Source organism: Nonomuraea sp. NPDC001699 (genome assembly GCF_053596455.1).
Genome location: NZ_JBSFGF010000001.1, coordinates 508,078 through 525,123, shown reverse-complemented (window position 1 = coordinate 525,123; position 17,046 = coordinate 508,078). Strand labels below are relative to the sequence as shown.

Annotated in this window: 11 protein-coding genes; 3 read left to right on the top strand and 8 right to left on the bottom strand. The window is 73.6% G+C overall.

Features of this window, described 5'->3' with window-relative positions:
• Positions 1-40 precede the first annotated feature (40 nt).
• Positions 41-6,406 (top strand): hypothetical protein, encoded by a 6,366-nt coding sequence (locus ACWCSU_RS02515; RefSeq protein WP_449933041.1) that lies wholly within the window; start codon positions 41-43, stop codon positions 6,404-6,406.
• A gap of 92 nt (positions 6,407-6,498) precedes the next feature.
• On the opposite strand, the gene ACWCSU_RS02510 is transcribed toward ACWCSU_RS02515, so the two are convergent.
• From ACWCSU_RS02510 to ACWCSU_RS02490, 5 genes are read right to left on the bottom strand one after another with little or no spacing between them, the layout of a single operon-like run.
• On the bottom strand, positions 6,499-8,088 hold the full coding sequence (locus ACWCSU_RS02510) for an acyl-CoA synthetase (protein ID WP_449933039.1): 1,590 nt from the start codon (positions 8,086-8,088) through the stop codon (positions 6,499-6,501).
• Positions 8,088-9,236, bottom strand: coding sequence for a thiolase domain-containing protein (locus tag ACWCSU_RS02505; RefSeq protein ID WP_357702923.1), 1,149 nt, complete (start codon positions 9,234-9,236; stop codon positions 8,088-8,090). The genes ACWCSU_RS02510 and ACWCSU_RS02505 overlap by 1 nt, the downstream gene beginning before the upstream one ends.
• A 3-nt stretch (positions 9,237-9,239) precedes the next feature.
• On the bottom strand, positions 9,240-10,259 hold the full coding sequence (locus ACWCSU_RS02500) for a thiolase domain-containing protein (protein WP_449933037.1): 1,020 nt from the start codon (positions 10,257-10,259) through the stop codon (positions 9,240-9,242).
• Positions 10,256-11,158 (bottom strand): Zn-ribbon domain-containing OB-fold protein, encoded by a 903-nt coding sequence (locus ACWCSU_RS02495; protein WP_449933035.1) that lies wholly within the window; start codon positions 11,156-11,158, stop codon positions 10,256-10,258. The genes ACWCSU_RS02500 and ACWCSU_RS02495 overlap by 4 nt, the downstream gene beginning before the upstream one ends.
• Positions 11,148-12,698 carry an acyl-CoA synthetase gene (locus ACWCSU_RS02490; RefSeq protein WP_357702929.1) on the bottom strand — a complete coding sequence of 517 codons (1,551 nt, stop codon included), beginning with the start codon at positions 12,696-12,698 and terminating at the stop codon, positions 11,148-11,150. The genes ACWCSU_RS02495 and ACWCSU_RS02490 overlap by 11 nt, the downstream gene beginning before the upstream one ends.
• 126 nt (positions 12,699-12,824) lie before the next feature.
• Between ACWCSU_RS02490 and ACWCSU_RS02485 the strand changes: the two genes are divergently transcribed.
• Positions 12,825-13,634: a crotonase/enoyl-CoA hydratase family protein gene (locus ACWCSU_RS02485; RefSeq protein ID WP_357702931.1), complete on the top strand. Its 810-nt coding sequence runs from the start codon at positions 12,825-12,827 to the stop codon at positions 13,632-13,634.
• A 103-nt stretch (positions 13,635-13,737) separates the two neighbouring features.
• Positions 13,738-14,211 carry a carboxymuconolactone decarboxylase family protein gene (locus ACWCSU_RS02480; protein ID WP_357702933.1) on the top strand — a complete coding sequence of 158 codons (474 nt, stop codon included), beginning with the start codon at positions 13,738-13,740 and terminating at the stop codon, positions 14,209-14,211.
• A gap of 36 nt (positions 14,212-14,247) precedes the next feature.
• Here ACWCSU_RS02480 and ACWCSU_RS02475 read toward each other — a convergent pair whose 3' ends face one another.
• The 3 genes from ACWCSU_RS02475 to ACWCSU_RS02465 form a co-directional block, all read right to left on the bottom strand.
• Complete coding sequence (locus ACWCSU_RS02475) at positions 14,248-15,024, bottom strand: arginase family protein (RefSeq protein WP_449933032.1); 777 nt, start codon at positions 15,022-15,024, stop codon at positions 14,248-14,250.
• Between the two features lie 24 nt (positions 15,025-15,048).
• Positions 15,049-16,155, bottom strand: a complete 1,107-nt coding sequence (locus tag ACWCSU_RS02470) for an NAD(P)H-dependent flavin oxidoreductase (protein WP_357702936.1) — start codon at positions 16,153-16,155, stop codon at positions 15,049-15,051.
• A gap of 89 nt (positions 16,156-16,244) precedes the next feature.
• Positions 16,245-16,985 carry an SDR family NAD(P)-dependent oxidoreductase gene (locus ACWCSU_RS02465; protein ID WP_364086522.1) on the bottom strand — a complete coding sequence of 247 codons (741 nt, stop codon included), beginning with the start codon at positions 16,983-16,985 and terminating at the stop codon, positions 16,245-16,247.
• Between the last annotated feature and the right edge of the window lie 61 nt (positions 16,986-17,046).

The window sequence follows — 17,046 nt, the reverse complement described above, 5'->3', positions numbered from 1 at the left end:
CGGGGGACGAAAAGCCGGGACGTAGCAGCTAGGCGGACCCATGGACGCGCCACCGCACCGCCTCGGCCTCGAACGAGTCGTCGAGGTCTACTCGGGTCACGACGACGTGGTCGGCGTGACCGGAACCGGCCATGTGGTCGGCCCGGAGCTCGTGCTGACCTCGTCCCTGGTGGTGGCCCCCGGAGCGCCCTGTCACGTGCGCCCGCCGTGGTCGTCCCGGTGGGCGGCGGCCGAGCAGGTCTGGCGCGGGCACGGCGCGGCGCTGCTGCGGGTGCCCGGACCGCCGTGGGCCGACGTCCCCGGCATCGGGCACGTCCGGTGGGCCGTTCTGGCCGGGGAGCGGGTGCCGTGCCTGGCCATGGGGTTCCCGCGGGCGCGGCGGAGGGCGGGGTTCAGGGACGTCCGGGTGCTGTCCGGCCTGGCCGACGCCCCCGCGGGTCCGGCGTCGCGGACGCTCTCCATGGACGTGCTCAGCCCCTCGCCTCCCATGGACGTGCGGGCGGGTCTGACCGGGGCCGCGGTGCTGGCCGAGCCCGCCGGGCAGGTCGCCGCCGTCGTCGTCGCCTCGGCCGCCGGGCCCGCCGGGACGCGGCTCGACGCGGTGCCCGTGCGCGTGCTGCTGGGCGACGACCGGTTCCGCGCGCTCACCGGGACGCCACCGGGCCCGCTGGAGAGCGTTTCCGCCGGTGACGGGCGGGTGGTCCTGTCCGGGCTGCTGCTGCCGGCGCGTGAGCCGTTGCCGTCCGACTGCCCCGACTGGCGGCTGCTGCTGCCGCGGCACGCCGTGGTGCCGTACGCGGGGCGTGGCGGGCAGCTCGCGGCCCTGCGCGCCTGGGCCGCGGAACCGGCCGCGCTGTCGGTCGCGGTGGTGACCGGGCGGAGCGGCACGGGCCGTACCCGGCTGGCAGGGGAGTTGTGCGAGGAGCTGCGGGAAGCGGGCTGGGACGCCGGTTTCCTGGCCCTGGACGCCGCGCTCGCCGCCCTGTCCGGGCCCGAGGGCGTGCCGCTGGAGGCGGTACGGCCCTCGCTCGTCGTCGTGGAGTCGCCGGAGCCGTCCGCTCCGCTGGTGGGCGAGCTGATACGGCGGCTGGCCAAACACGGGCACAACCCCCGCGTACGGGTGCTGTTGCGGGCCCGCGAGCCCGGCGACGCGGAGTGGTGGCGGCGGCTGGACACGGCGGCGGGCGGCTGGCTGCGCCGGCTCAACACCACGACCGTGCAGCTCAACCAGCATCCGCTCACTTTGAACGAGCGCACCGAGCACGCGTTCACGGCCATGAAGGCGTTCGCGCCGAGCCGGGCCGCGCTGCCCACTCCCCCGCGCCTGGACGACCCCGAGTACGGCCTGCCACTCCGCGTCCACCTGGCGGCCCTGCTGCGGCTGCGCGGCGGCGAGACGGAGGTCCTGCCCGCGCCCGCCGTCCCCGGCACCCTGCCGGGCGGCGGCCTCGGCGCCCCGCCCTACCGGACGGCGCCGGAGCCCTGGAACGCCTTCCGTCCCGGCGGCCGGGGCGGGACCCGGACGCGTCCGTTGGCCGGCTCCGGCGAGGAACTGCTCGGCCGCTTCCTCGACCGCGAACGCGACCAGTGGGCCACCGTCTGGCCCGCCGGCCGCGAACAGGTGGACGAGGTCACCGCCCGGCAGGCCGTCGCCCTGCTCACGCTCACCGCCCCCACCCCCGCCGAGCTGCCCGGCCTGCTGTCGGCCGTGCCCGCCCTGCACGGCGATCCCCATGCCGCGGAGGTCGTCGCCGACTGGCTGGGGCGCGTCTTCCCCGGCGTGGACCGGCTGTGCCCGCTCGGGCCCGACCTGGTCGCCGAGCAGGCGCTCGCCGAGACCGAGGACCTGGACGCGCTGGTCCTGGCCGTGCACGACCACGAGCGGCGCTCGCCGGGGCACCTGGTGCGGCTGCTCGACGTGCTCCGGCTGGGCGCGGGGCGGGAGGAGGTGGGGCGGGCGCTGCGGGTGCTGGTGACGTCCAGGATCGGGGCGCTGGTCGCGGAGGCGGCGGCGAACCCCGCCACCCGGCTCGGCGACCTCCTCAACGCCGCACTCACGATGCTGCCGGACGACCACGCGACGGTCGCGGCCGTGGCCACACTGCCGGGCGCGGCGGTGGCCGCGCTGCCGGATGCGGCGCGGGCGGGGGCGCCGCTCGGGCTGCGGGCTCTTGATGTGACGCTGGCCGACCTGGCCGTGCGGCATTTCCGGGAGGGGGGCGGGCGGACCGCGCTGGCGGGTGCGCTGTCGCGGCTGTCGGCCCGGCTGGCGGCCGTGGGACGGGTGGGTGAGGCGGTGGTGGCCGCCGCCGAGGCCGTGGAGATCTTCGCCGCCGCGCCCCCGTACGAGGAGGCGGCCGGTCAGGCGGAGGCGCTGTTCGTCCTGGGCGCGTGCCTGCTGCTCGCGGGCGAGTCCGGCAGCGCGCTCAGGCCCGCCCAGGAGGCGGCGACCCGGTTCCGCATCCTGGCCGAGGACGACCCCCGGTACGCGGCGCGGGCGGCTCGGGCGTACCACAACCTGACGTGCGCGCTCCTGGACTCGGGGCGGACGGGCGAGGCGGTGGAGGCGTTCGCGGCGGCGGGCGGGGACGACGAGGTCGCCGCCGCTCTGGCGGGCGTCCTCACAGTGAGTGTCTTCCCGACGCTCCCCCTCCCCGAGCCACCCACTCCCGTCCGAGCCCCGACACCCGACCCCCACGAACAGCCCCCCACATCCGGCGCCCTCGAACAGACCTCCACATCCGCCGCCATTGGGCAGCCCTCCACGCCCGGCGTGCCCGGACGGACCCCTACACCTGGCGCCCTCGACCAGTCCCCCGAATCCGGCACCATGGGACAGTCCCCCACGCCCCGCATCTTCGGACAGACCTCCGCCCCCGGCCTCCTCGGGCCAGGCACCATGCCCGGTGTCGTCAGGCGGGCCCCCGCCCCCATCCCGCCCCTCGACTTCGGCGGCCCCGATGCTGAGGCGATGGCCGAACTGGCCGCCTGTCTCGTCGTGGCGGCCACGGCGGCCGTGGCGGGGGCGGCTCCGACCGATCGGGACCTGGCTCAACGGCTGTGCCTGCTGGCCGCGTGGCTCGGGGAGCACGGCAGGGCGGCCGAGGCCGTCGCCCCCGCCTCCGAGGCCGTCGTACGGCTGCGCGGCCTGGCGGGCGAGGAGCCGGGCCTGCGGCAGCTGCTGGCCGAGGCCGCGGGCCTGCTGGCCGGCTTCCACCGCGACCTGGACGACCTGGACCAGGCCGAACGGTTCGCCGCCGAGGCCGTGCGCAGCCTGCGCGCGCTGGTCGCGCTCGAACCCGACGAGCACCGCCCGTCCCTGGCCGCCCAGCTCCTGGACCTGGGCGAGCTGCTGCTGACCGACGGCCGCCCGCACGAGGCGCTCGACCCGCTCCAGGACGCCGCGATCCTCGCCGCCGCGCTGGACGGACCACGGCACACGGCCGCCAGGGCCCGCTCCAGGCACCTCCTCGGCCTCTGCCTGGCCGAGCTCGACCGTCCCGCCGACGCCCGTGCCCACATGGAGGCGGCGGCCGGGTTCTATGACGTTCTGAGCGCCGATGACCCGTCCTGTCGGCGGCACCGGGACGAGGTCCGGGCCTGGCGGGAATCGACGGACGACCCCGCCACCGCCACCGGGGAGGCCGAGCAACCCTGGATGCTGACCCTGATCACCCCGCCTCCCGACGTGGCCAGAGCCGAACGACACCTCGCCGAACGCCGCGCCGCCGTGGAGAGCGCGGAGGGCGCAGAGGGCGCAGAGGGCGCGGACGGGCCGGAGATCGCGCAGGTGCACGCGTACGTCGCCGCCCAGGCGGCGCTGGCCCGCGCCTGGGCCGACACGGGACGCCCCCGCGACGGGTTCCTGCTCGCGACGCAGGCCACCGACCTGCTGCACCGACCGCCGCCGGTCACGTACGCCCCGAAGGCGGACGTCCGGGTGACGGACGGCCAGGTGACGAGCGCCCCGACCATGGGGGACTCGAAGGCGATCAGCTCTGAGGCGAGCGGTCCCGAGATGGGCCGTCCCGAGACGGGTGGTCCGACGGCGGGGGGTTCGGTGGCGGGTGGTGCGGGGGTGGGCGGGAGTGTGGTGGGTGGGGTGGTGGCGGGGGCGCTAGGGCGGGCGCTCGTGGGGCTGGGGCGTCACCGGGAGGCGTTGCCGTGGTTGCGGGCCGCCGTCGAGTCGTACGGGCCGCAGGCCGAGGTCAGCTTCGTGGTGCAGCAGGAGCTGGCGAAGCTGCTCGTCCTGGAGATCGTCGCGCTGGACCGCACCGGCCACCTGGACGCCGCCGACGCCGAGGCGGAACGGCTGGTCGCGGTGTGCGAGGGCCTGGTGGCCGAGCGCCTGGAGTCCCCGATCGCGCTGGCGGGCGCGCTGCGCCTGCACGCCGGCCTCCGCCGGTCGCGCGGGAACGTGGAAGGAGCGCTCCAATCGGTCACCCGCGCCCTGGACATCCTCGTCCCGGAGCCGCCCGAGCGCACCCGCCTGCTGACCGCCACCTGCCTGGAGCTCAGCGGCCTGTGCCACGCAGACCTGGACGAACGTGACCTCGCCGCCGACGAGCTGGCCAAGGGCATCGCCCTGACGGCCGAGGACGGCCCGCTCACCCGTGACCTGACCGGCGTGCACGTGCAGGCCCTGGCTCGCCTGGCCAGACTCCGCGTGACCGGACACGGCCCGTCCGCCGGGATCGACCTGTACGCCCAGCTTCTCCGGGTACGTCCGCTGCCTCGCCCCGACGTGCTCACGACAGTCGTGGACGAGCTGTCGGCCCACCTGCGCACGGCCACCGCCAGGACGGCTGTCAGGCTGCTGCCGCAGCTCACGGCGTTCGCCGAGGCGTTGGAGCACTGGGCTCCGGTCAGCGAGAACCCGCTGCTCCACGAACGGTTCGGCCGCTGCCTGATGCTGAGCGGCGGGACGGCGGCCCCGGCCGTACGCGTCCACAAGGGGCTGGCCGCGATCGACCCCCGCCACCGGCGCTCCCTGGGCCTGGCGCTGGCCGCGCTCGGCGACGCCGACCTGGCCACCTTGGAGCAGGCCGTCGACCTGCTGTCCGAGGACGGGAGGGCGCTGACCGAGACGCTGAACAGGTACGCCGTCAGACTGCTGGAGGCCGGTCGGGCCGTGGAGGCGCTGGCCCACGCCGAACGCGCCGCCGACCTCTGCGACGAGCTGGACGAGCCCGCCGTCGCCGCCGTCACGTACGCCCAGCTCGGCGCGGCGCTGGCCGCCCTGGACCGCCCGCAGGCCGCGTTGGAGGCGGTGACCTGGTCCCTGGCCGAACAGGAACGCGCCACGCGGGAGGAGAGCGGGCAGGGACGGGGTGGTGAGGCCGGGCTGCTCGGGGTGCGCGCGCAGGCGATCCAGGTGCGCGGGCAGGTGCTGCGCGCGTCCGGCAGGACGCAGGAGGCGCTGGCCGACCTGACGGAGGCCATGCGGCTCCACGTCCGGCTCGCCCGGCCCGCGGCGGCGGCCGAGGTGGCCGGGACGATCGCCGACGACCTGCTGGCCGCCGGGCGTCCCGAGGAGGCCGCCGAGTACGCCAGGATCGCCGTCACTGGCCATCCGCCGCGCACGCTCAGGCACGCCCTCGCCACCCAGCGCCTGGTCAGGTGCCACATGATGCTGGGCGAGGCGCGGGAGGCGGGCGTGCTGGCCGAGGAGCTGATCCGGCTGGCCAGGCGGACACCGGGCGACCTGACGTACCGGGCGATCCTGGCCGATTCGCTGGCGCAGAGCTCGGAGCTGCTGCCCCTGCTGCGGCCCGGCGCGGCGGCGGAGGCCGAGGCGCGGGCCCGCGAGGCCATCGCGATCTACGACGAGCTGCTGACCACGGGCATGAACGCGGAGGCGCTGCACGTCAGCCGGGCGGGCGCCGGGCTCACGCTGGCCGCCGCGCTCCGGCTCCGCGAGCAGCCGGCGGAGGCGGTGGGGCCGCTGCGCGAGGCCGTCGCCGTGCTCGAACGCCATGCCCCCGCGAACCCCCTGCTCGGCGGCATCCTTTCCCGGGCGATGCTCATGCTGGGCGACGCCCTGATGGAGTCGGGACGGGCGCTGGAGGCGAGCCTGGTCTTCCATCGCGGCGCCCAGGTCATCGGCGACGAGCCGGCCGCCGCCGTCGCCCACGCCCGGCTCGGCTTCTGCCAGCAGGAACTGGGCAGGGACGACGCGGCCGACACCGCGCTCCGGGTCGCCCACGGCCTGCTACGCGGCCTCCTGACCACAGGCGACCCCACCACCGGCGCGAACGACGGACACCTCGAAGGTCGCGAACACGACGAGAACCGCGAGCTGACCGAGCTGCTCCGCGACGTGCTACGCGGCCGGCTGGGGCTTCTGGAGAAGTCCGGCAGGCGCGAGGAGGCGTCCCAGGTGGCTGCCGAGCTACGAGCGACCTAGCAGCCCCCGCGCGGAACGCGCCCACAGCGACGGCACCGCGCCCGGCGAAGGACAGGCCGCGGGTGGCGGCGCCGAGCCCTAGGGAGGGGTGGTCAGGGGGTGGTGGCGGACTCGGCGGTTTGTCTGGCCCAGCGGTAGTCGGCCTTGCCGGCCGGGGAGCGCACCATCTCCTCCACGAACGCGTACGAACGCGGCACCTTGTACCCCGACAACGACGCCCGGCAGTGGACGTCCAGCTCGGCGGCGGTCAGCTCGACGCCGGGGCGCGGCTCGACCACGGCCGCCACCCTGCTCCCCCACCGGTCGTCCGGCACACCGGTCACCACCGCGTCGAACACGGCCGGATGCCCCTTGAGCACGGCCTCGACCTCCTCCGGGAACACCTTCTCGCCCCCGGTGTTGATGCACTGCGAGCCCCGGCCGAACACGTGCACGGTGCCGTCGGCGTCCACGGTCGCCAGGTCGCCGGTGAGCAGCCAGCGGGTGCCGTCGGGGTCGGTGACGAACGTGCGTGCCGACTTGTCCGGGTCGTTGTAGTAGCCGAATGCCACCCGTCCCGACCTGGCCACCGTCCCCATCTGCCCCGAACCCGCCGGAACGGGACGTCCCCGCTCGTCCAGGACGCTGATCCTCGCCGACGGGTTGGGCTGGTAGCGCAGCCCGGTCTCGGGCGTGGAGCCGGGCAGCGCGGAGGCGGTGTAGCCGGACTCCGTCGAGCCGAAGCTGTCCACGATCATGACGCCGGGCAGCAGGCTCTGGAGCCGGTCGCGGACCGCGCCGCTCAGGATCGCGCCGGTCGAGCTGACCACGAACAGCGACGACAGGTCGTACGTGCCCGTCTCCAGCGCCTCGGCCAGCGGCCGGGCCATGGCGTCGCCCGTGATGCTGACGGTGAGCACGCGCTCGCGCTCGACCGCCCGCCACACCTCCTCGGCGTCGAACCTGGGGACGAGCACCATCGTGCCGCCCGCCCACCAGCTGATGAACGTGGCCATCTGCGCGGCCCCGTGCATGAGCGGCGAGGTGGCCATCATGACCATCGGACCGGCCTTGACGGCTTCGTCCACGACCTCCTGCGGCGTGGCGCGCGGGTCGCCGTACGGGTTGCCGCCGCCGAAGGCCATGAACAGGTCCTCGACGTGCCACATCGCGCCCTTGGGCATGCCGGTGGTGCCGCCGGTGTAGATGATGTAGACGTCCTGGCCGGTGCGCGGGGCGAAGCCGCGCTCCGGCTTGCCGCGCTCCAGCGCCGCCGCGTACGGCACCGCGGAGGCGATCGACGACTCGCCCCCGACCGCGATCAGATGGTCCAGCAGCGGCGCCTGGTGCGCGACGGCGGCCACGCGCGGGTCGAACTCGACGTCGTAGACCAGCGCGCGCAGGTCGGCGTCCTGGTAGAGGTAGAGCAGCTCGGCCTCGACGTACCGGTAGTTGACGTTGATCGGCACGGCCCGGATCTTGAGCGCGGCCAGCAGCCCGGCCAGGTACTCCACGCCGTTGTACAGGTGCAGCCCGACGTGCTGGCCCGGCCCGACGCCCAGGTCGGTCAGGTAGTGGGCGAGCCGGTTGGCCTCGGCGTCCAGCTCGGCGTAGGTGCGCCGGTCGGCGCCGCAGATGACGGCGGTGCGGTCCCCGATCGCGTCGGCGAGCGCCTCGAACAGGTCCGCGTGGTTGAACTCCATCAGGGCTTCTCCCGTCCGACGATCCACATCGCGAAGAACTGGGCTCCGCCGCCGTAGGCGTGGCCGAGCGCCGTGCGGGCGCCGTCCACCTGGTGCTCGCCGGCCTGGCCGCGGACCTGGAGGGCGGCCTCGGCGAACCTGATCAGCCCCGAGGCCCCGATCGGGTTGCTGGACAGCACGCCGCCCGAGGCGTTCCACGGGATGTCGCCGTCGAGGGCGGTGGCGCCGGACTCGGTCAGCTTCCAGCCCTCGCCTTCCGCCGCGAACCCGAGGTTCTCCAGCCACATCGGCTCGTACCAGGAGAAGGGCACGTACACCTCGGCCACGTCGATCTCGCGGCGCGGGTCGGTGACGCCGGCCTGGCGGTAGACGTCGGCGGCGCAGTCCTTGCCGCCCTGGGGGCTGACGGTGTCGCGGCCGGCCCGGAAGATGGGCTCCGAGCGCATGGCGGTTCCGTGCACCCAGGCGGGGGTGCCGGTGACCTTGTGCTCGGCGGCCAGGACCATCGCGCAGGCGCCGTCGCTGGACGGGCAGGTCTCCAGGTAGCGGATCGGCTCCCAGAGCATCGGCGTGGACTCGACCATCTTCTGGTCGATGCCGGGGATCCTGAGGTGGGCGTAGGGGTTCTTCAGCGCGTTCAGCCGGTCCTTGACGGCGACCAGCGTGCCGACGTGGCCGGGCGCGCCCGACCTGCGCATGTACTCGCGGATGTGCGGCGCGAAGTAGCCGCCCGCGCCGACCACGAGCGAGGCGCTGAAGGGCAGGTGGGTGGAGAGCGCCCAGGTCGCGTTGGACTCCGACTGCTTCTCGAAGGCCACGACGAGCACCCGTTCGTGCACGCCGCCCTGGATGAGGCTCGCGCCGACCAGCGCCGTCGAGCCGCCGACGCTGCCCGCGGTGTGCACCCGCATCATCGGCTTGCCCGCCGCGCCGAGCGCGTCGGCCAGGTACGCCTCGGGCATCATCACGCCCTCGAACAGGTCGGGCGCCTTGCCGACCACGACGGCGTCGATGTCCTTGAACGTCAGCCCCGCGTCCTCCAGGGCCCGCAGCGCCGCCTCGCGGACCAGGCCCGCGATGGAGACGTCCCTGCGCTTGGTGGTGTAGTGCGTCTGCCCGACCCCGATCACCGCGCACCGGTTGCCCATGATTCACGCCTCCAGGACCGTGACGAGGTTGTGCTGAAGGCAGGGGCCGCCGGCGGCGTGCCCGACGGTGCGGCTCGCGCCGCCGTCCAGGATGCGCTGCGCGGCCTCGCCGATGCGGATGAGCCCCGTGGCCATGACGGGGTTGGCGGCGAGCGGGCCGCCGGAGGGGTTGATCACCGTGTCGCCGCCCAGTTCGAGCGCCGATCGGAGGATCAGCTCCTCGTGGGGGAACTGGGCGTGCAGTTCGGCCACCTCGACCGGGCCCTTGCCGACCCCGGCGGCTCGGGCGGCGTCGGCGGCGGAGGCCGAGCGGGCCAGGTCCCGCATGCCCAGGTAGTGGGGCTCGATGCGATGGGCGATGCCCCTGATGAAGGCGGGACGGCTGGTGAGCCGCCGGGCCAGTTCGTCCGTGGCGAGCACGATCGCCGCCGCGCCGTCCGTGATGGGCGGCACGTCCGTTCTTCTGAGGGGTTCGACGGCGACGTCCTCGCCGTCCGGTTCGGGCAGGTCGAGCGCGTACGGGTTGCTTCTGCCGTCCGCCCTGGACCTGCGGACGATCTCGTCGAGGTGCTTCCTGTCCGCGTCGAGCGCGTTCGCCTGGAGTGCGGCCAGGGAGAGCTGGTCGAGACCGAGGGGTTCCAGGTAGTAGGGGTCGAGCTGGAGGGTCATGATCGTGCGGAGGTCGCCGAGCGACGACTTGCCGAAGCCGTAGACCAGGGCCGAGTCGATGTCACCGTGCTGGAGGCGGACCCACGCCTCGTACAGGGCCCAGGCGCCGTCCATCTCGACGTGGCTCTCGGAGACGGGCGGCCAGGCGCCGAGCGCGTCGAGGGCGCTGACGAACGAGAACGGGGCCCCGGCCAGGTAGTCGCAGCTTCCCGAGCAGGTGAAGCCGAACCTGGTCAGCCCGGTCCGCTCCTTGACCTCGCTGATCACGGGCAGGATCAGCTCGGGCTCGGTGAGCCCGGTGTCGTGGTCGGTGTGGACGGTCTGCGCGAACGCGACGATCGCGACCTCTCTCATGACAGCTCCACGTCGGGCTCGCCGGTGGGGGCGAACCAGCGGATGTTCGCCATGGACTTGCTCCGCTCCTCCTCGGGCACCCAGACGGCCCTGACCCGCATGCCCTGGCGCACCTCGTGCGCGGGTACGTCGCCGATGAGCGCGATCATGGGGATGTCGGCGTGGTCGAGCAGGATGTAGGCGGAGACGAACGGCACTTCCGGAGCGCGCGGATCCGGCAGGTTGTTGATGGCGAACGTGGTGATCGTCCCGGTATCGGGGAGTTCGAGCGTCTCCGGGATGAGACCTCCGCATTGGGGGCAGGACATCCGGTAGGGCACGTACACCTGGTCGCACTGCTCGCAGCGTCCGCCGAGGAAGACGCCGCGCTCGACGCCCTCCAGGAAGACGCGGAGCGAGCCGCCCGCCTGGAGGCGGTACTCGGCGCGGACGTTGGACACGATCTTCGTGACCTCGGGCGCGAAGTGGGCGATGTCGGTGATGTGGCCGGTGGGCAGGTCGCGCCACACCGGCCAGACGCGGGAGCCCTTCGACAACGCCTTGGGATTGTCGGCGGCGACGGCGTGCACGAGCGCGGTGTCGGCGCCGTCCAGCAGGATCGTGGCCCAGGCGAAGGGCTGGTCGAGCGGGTGGTTCGCCAGGGGCTCGGGCACCCAGGCCCAGGAGGTGACCGTGCCGGCCGGGCCGACCTCGACGTACTCGGAGGTGACGGGTTCGCCGGTGGCGGGGTCGTATTCGAGGGGCGGTACGAGGACCTTGCCCTCTTTCGTACGCACTCCGACGATGCGGCGGCCACGTAGCTCGGTGAGGAAACGCCCGATCACCGGCCCGGTCGTCCGGGTGTAGCCGCCGGGGAACTCCAGGACATGCTGGGCGACCAGCGGGTCGTCAGATGGCACGGTCGTGACCCTCCCAGTACGGTGCGCGGAGCTTGCGTTTGAGCAGCTTGCCGTTGGGCTCGCGGGGCATCTCGGCGATGAAGTCGATGCTCTTGGGCCACTTCATCCGGGCCAGGCGGCCCTCCAGTGAGGCGATCAGCTCGGCGGCGAGCCCGGGCCCCGGCGGCACGCCCGGCGCGGGCTCGACGACCGCCTTGATCTGCTCGCCCCACTCCTCGTCCGGGATGCCGAACACGGCCACGTCCGCGACCTTGGGATGGACCATGAGCTCGTTCTCGATCTCGGCCGGGTAGATGTTCGTCCCGCCGGAGATGATCATGTCGGCCTTGCGGTCGCAGAGGAAGAGGAAGCCGTCCTCGTCCAGGTATCCGATGTCGCCGACCGTGAAGTAGTCCTTGAGCCGGTTCGCGGCGGTCTTCGCGGGGTCGCCCTTGTACTCGAAGGGCACGCCCATCATCTTCATGTAGATCGTCCCTGGCGTGCCGGTCGGGACGGGTTCGCCCTGGTCGTCCGCGATCAGCAGCTCGCTGATGGGCCAGGCGGAGCCGACCGTGCCCGGGTGCGACTTCCAGCCCTCGGGCGTGGCCAGGGTGCCGCCGCCCTCGGTGGCCGCGTAGTACTCGTAGATGCAGTCGCCCCACCACTCGAACATCGCCCATTTGACCGGGACCGGGCAGGGGGCGGCGGCGTGGATCATCCACTTGAGCGAGGACAGGTCGTACTTGGCCCTGGTGGCCTCGGGGAGCGCGAGCAGGCGCTTGAAGTGCGTGGGGACCAGGTGGGAGTTCGTGACGCGGTAGCGCTCGCACAGCCGGAGCGTCTCCTCGGCGTCCCACTTGTCCATGTAGACGAGGGTGTGGCCCATGTGCAGGGCGCTGCCGCCGAACTGGGTGACGGCGGTGTGGTAGCTCGGCGAGGTGACCAGGTGCGCGTTGGGCGGTCCGGCCGTGATGCCGAACAGGCCGAGCAGGAAGGTCATCAGCTCGGCGCCGTCGTCGGGGTCGAGGCCGCTCAGCGTGCGCCTGACGCCCTTGGGCCGGCCGGTGGTGCCCGAGGTGTAGTGCATGGTGGCGCCGGCCGTGCGGTCGGGCGGCGCGGTGTCCGGCTGCCCGCCGGTCAGGTCGTCCGCCGGGCGGAAGCCGTCCTGCCGGCCGTCCCCGAGGAGGAAGCGGCGGTGCGGCTCGATCGCCTCGGCTCCCCTGGCGCCCTCCTGGAGGAACCGGGGATGGACGAAGAACGCCTTGGCCTCGCTGTCGGACACGATGTAGGCGATCTCCGGGCCGGTCAGGTGCCAGTTGATCGGCGTGTAGTACCAGCCCGCCTGGAGCGCGGCCAGATAGAGGACGAGGCCGTCCGCGCCGTTCGGCACCAGGCCGCAGATGCCGTCGCCCGGCTGGAGGCCGAGCTCGCGTAATCCGTGGACGAGGCGGTTCGAGCGGGCCAGGAGGTCACCCGCGCGGTGCTCCGTGCCGTCGGGGTCGACGGCCGCGATCCACTCGGGATCCGCCTGCGCCAGCCTCCAGAAACCGAGCGTGCCCATCTGATCTCCTCAGCTCAGGCGTAGCAAAACAGGAACTTGTTCTCGTTTGCTGTGCGGAGCGTATCCCGCGGGTAAAGTCCGTAGCAAGCGCTTGATTCTGTAGCTTCTGGGACTTGGGAGGCGTACATGGAGCTTCTGCCGATCAGCACCCCGCACTGCCGGGTGGAACGCGACGGCCACGTCCTGACCGTCACGATGAACCGGCCGGAGGCCCGCAACGCCCTCTCCTCGGACATGCTGATCGGACTGGCCTCGGCCTGGGCGTACGCGTCGGCCGAGCCCTCGATCCGGGTCGCGATCCTGACCGGGGCGGAGGGGACGTTCTGCGCCGGGGCCGACCTCAAGGCCATGGGCCAACCCTCGACCGATCCGGACGTCCAGGCAAGGGCCGCCCAGATCCCGAATTTCCACTGGAAGGGGCTCCTGAGGGAGGACCTGCCGACGAAGCCGATCATCAGCGCCGTCGAGGGTCACGCGGTGGCCGGTGGCACGGAGTTGCTGGTCGGCACCGATCTGAGAGTGGTGGCGGAATCGGCCACCCTGGGGCTCTTCGAGGCCAAACGTGCGCTCTTCCCGATGGGCGGCAGCGCGATCCGGCTGCCGCGCCAGATCCCGTACTGCCACGCGATGGACCTGCTGCTCACCGGCCGTTCCGTCACCGCCGCCGAGGCCCTGGCGATGGGCCTGGTCAACCGGGTCGTGCCGGACGGCCAGGCGCTGGCGACGGCTCGTGAGCTGGCCGAGGACATCGCCGGTTCCGGGCCGTTGGCGGTGCAGGCCATTCTGCGGACGTACCGGGACACGCTGGGCATGCCGGAGCCGGAGGCCCTGAAGGTGTCGGACGAGCTGGGCTGGCCGGTGATCGGCTCGGAGGACGCCAAGGAGGGCACCCGGGCGTTCCGCGAGAAGCGCCCCGCCCGGTACGAGGGCCACTGACCCCGGCACACGGAGAGACACACGTCACATCCATTCCTGTCACGTGCGGCCGGGCTGTCCCGTCGGAGAGGTGGAAGCAATCAGCCACGGCAAGGAGCGCGTCATGGAAGCTCGCATGAACCTCTTCCAGAACCAGATCACGGCCAAGGTCCTCAAGCACCTCATCACGTCCAACAAGGTGATCATGGACTCGGCTCTCCCCCTCGCGACGCAGGAGCTGGTGAAGATCCGGGCCAGCCAGATCAACGGCTGCGGCTTCTGCACCGACATGCACACCAAGGACGCCGCGCACGCCGGGGAGACCCCGATCCGGCTCAACCTGGTCGCCGCCTGGCGGGAGGCCAAGGTGTTCACCGAGGCCGAGCGGGCCGCGCTGGAGCTGGCCGAGCACGGCACCCGCATCGCCGACGCCGCCGGCGGCGTCCCGGACGAGGTCTGGGCGAACGCCGCCAAGCACTACGACGAGGAGCAGCTCGGGGCGCTCGTGTGCCTGATCGCCCTCATCAACGCCTTCAACCGGGTGAACGTCGTCACCCAGCAGCCCGCGGGCGACTACGTGCCCGGCATGTTCGACTGACGGGGAACCTCACGCCGGGAGGCACGCCCTGCGGGGTCAGCCCGCGCTGTCCCGCAGGTCGGCGAGGATCGCCGCGACCAGGCGCTCGCGGACGCCGCCGGGGTCGTCCCGGCCCGGGTGCCACGTGCAGGCGAGATTGAGCGCGGCGAGCCGGCCGCTGCCCAGCACCACCCGTACGGCCCGCAGCAGCGCCGGGACGTCGGGCCCGCCGGCCGCCGGGTAGCGCAGGCCGGGCAGGCAGGACGGGTCGAGGACGTCCAGGTCCAGGTTGAGCAGGAGAGGGCCCGGCGGCAGGCTCTCGGGCGTCACCTCGTCGAGGCCCGCCCGGGTCACGCCCGACGAGGCCAGGTAGCCGGCCTCGGGCGGGTCGAGGTCGCGGGCGTCGACGAGGAGCACGCGGTCCTCGGGCGGCGGACGCAGGGCCAGGCGGTCGGCCACGTCGCGGGGGCGGTAGCCGAGGAGGAAGCGCAGCGCCATGCCGCCGAGATAGCCCGACGTGGTCGTCTCCAGCGTCTGGAGGTCGCCGTGGGCGTCGATCCAGACGATCGAGGGGTCGAGCCCGGCTCGTTGCAGGCCCGCCGTCATGCCGATCGACACCGTGCAGTCGCCGGAGACCACGACGGGCCTCTCCCCCGCCCGCACGGCCCGCTCGACTGTGGTGGCGACGGCGTCGTAGAGCCGCCCGAGCCGCGACCAGACGTCCGGTCCGGGCAGCTCCACGGCGAACTCGGCGACGGGCACGCCGCCGGGCAGCGGGACGTTGAGATCAGGCTGGTGCTCATCGAGGTGGTACGGCACGTATAAGACCGACACGTCCCCACGGTAACAGCCGGACGATCAGTCCTCGGTGATGCGGCCGAGGCGTTCCAGGGCGTCCGCGTACTCCTCCACGAGCCCGAACACCACGTCCTTCGTCGAGCGCACCTGGTTGGTGAGGCCGATGACCTGCCCGGCGGGGAACGTGGCCAGCTCGGAGGCGTCCGACCGGCCGATCCGGCGCAGCGCGTCCGAGACCAGCATGAACTGCAGCGGCATCGGCAGCGTGCCCGGCGACTCCTGCGACTCCCACGCCTCGGTCCACTCGTTCCTGAGCAGGCGGGCCGGCTTGCCGGTCCAGCTTCGCGAGCGCACGGTGTCGCGCGAGGTGGCCTCCAGGATGCGGCGCTTCGCCATCTCGGGGGTGTCGGCCTCCTCGACGGTGAGCCACAGGGAGCCGGTCCAGACGCCTTCCGCGCCCAGGGCCAGGCCGGCCGCCATCTGCCGGCCGTTCCCGATGCCGCCCGCCGCGAGGACGGGGACGTCCACGGCGTCCACCACCTGCGGGATGAGCACCATGGTCGAGATCTCGCCGGTGTGGCCGCCGGCCTCGGTGCCCTGGGCGACGACGACGTCCACGCCGACCTCGACCTGCTTGAGCGCGTGGCGCGGGGTCGAGGCGAGGGCGGCGACCTTGACGCCGTGCCGGTGGGCCAGGTCCACGACGTCGGCCGGTGGCGGGCCGAGGGCGTTGGCCAGCAGGGCGATGGGATGGCGGAGCGCGACCTCGACCTGGGGACGGGCGGTGGCGTCGGTCCAGCCGAGCAGGACCCTGCCGGGATCGGCGTCGGACGACAGCGCCGGGACGCCGTGCTTGCCCAGCAGGTTCTCGACGAACGCGCGGTGCCCCTCGGGGATCATCGCCTGCAGGCGGCCGACCAGTTCCTCGGGGGCGAAGTCGGCGCCCTCGTAGGAGGCGGGCATGACCACGTCCACCCCGTACGGTTTGCCGTCGACGTGGTCGTCGATCCACTTGAGCTCCATTTCGAGCTCTTCCGGGGTGAAGTAGAGCGCGCCGAGCACTCCCATGCCGCCCGCGCGGCTGACCGCGGCGACCACGTCCCGGCAGTGGCTGAACGCGAAGATCGGGAGCTCGATTCCGAACATGTCCGTGACACGTGTCCGCATGGCCCGACGATAAGCCGCGGCGCAGCCGAACTGCAACGCGTTCTACTCTAGAACCTTTGGTCGGTCGGCCCCCACGCGTGGAACGCGTCCTAGCGCGGCAGCCGGCGCCAGAGCGGCCTCGGAAGCAGGCGCAGAAGGCCGAACGCCGGGCCGAGCGCCCGCGGCACCCACACCGACGACGCGCCCTCGCGCAGCGCGCGCACGGCGGCCAGGGCCACCTGGCGGGGCGTCGAGGACAGGGGGGCGGGCGGCAGCCCCTTGGTCATCCGGCCGACGACGAAGCCGGGACGGACGATCAGCACGCGCGCGCCCGACCCGTGCAGCGCGTCGCCGAGCCCCTGCGCGAACCCGTCGAGCCCGGCCTTGGCCGAGCCGTAGACGAAGTTGGCCTTGCGCACCCGCGCGCCGGCCACCGACGAGAGCACCACGAGAGTGCCGTGTCCCTGCTCACGCAGGACCCTGGCGGCGTGCAGGTCCACCGAGACGTGGCCGCCGTAGTTGACCGCGACGGCCTCGGCGGCGGCGGCCGGGTCGGCGTCGTAGTCGTCCTGGCTGCCGAGCACGCCGAACGCGGAGATCACCACGTCGAGGTCGCCCACCAGCTCCACGGCCCGGTCGAGGACGGCGGCGTGCGAGCCCACGTCCAGCGCGTCGAACGGCAGGACGTGCACCTCGGCGGCGAGGTCGGCCGGCGGCGCGAGCTCGCCCCGGACGGCCAGCACGACCCTGGTCGCGCCCAGCCCGACCAGCAGCCTGACCATCTCCAGGCCGATCTCGCTCCGGCCGCCCAGCAGCAGCACACTGTCCACGGCCCCGAGCGCGTTCCTCACAAGGCCCTCCGGCCCGAAGCGACGGTCCCGGGGCGCGAAGCGGCGGCCCTCCCGAGCGCGG

Excerpts from the sequence above, each read along its gene's own strand:
- ACWCSU_RS02515 (WP_449933041.1), top strand. The coding sequence starts at position 41 with ATGGACGCGCCACCGCACCGCCTCGGCCTCGAACGAGTCGTCGAGGTC.
- ACWCSU_RS02510 (WP_449933039.1), bottom strand. The coding sequence starts at position 8,088 with ATGGAGTTCAACCACGCGGACCTGTTCGAGGCGCTCGCCGACGCGATC.
- ACWCSU_RS02505 (WP_357702923.1), bottom strand. The coding sequence starts at position 9,236 with ATGGGCAACCGGTGCGCGGTGATCGGGGTCGGGCAGACGCACTACACC.
- ACWCSU_RS02500 (WP_449933037.1), bottom strand. The coding sequence starts at position 10,259 with ATGAGAGAGGTCGCGATCGTCGCGTTCGCGCAGACCGTCCACACCGAC.
- ACWCSU_RS02490 (WP_357702929.1), bottom strand. The coding sequence starts at position 12,698 with ATGGGCACGCTCGGTTTCTGGAGGCTGGCGCAGGCGGATCCCGAGTGG.
- ACWCSU_RS02485 (WP_357702931.1), top strand. The coding sequence starts at position 12,825 with ATGGAGCTTCTGCCGATCAGCACCCCGCACTGCCGGGTGGAACGCGAC.
- ACWCSU_RS02480 (WP_357702933.1), top strand. The coding sequence starts at position 13,738 with ATGGAAGCTCGCATGAACCTCTTCCAGAACCAGATCACGGCCAAGGTC.
- ACWCSU_RS02470 (WP_357702936.1), bottom strand. The coding sequence starts at position 16,155 with ATGCGGACACGTGTCACGGACATGTTCGGAATCGAGCTCCCGATCTTC.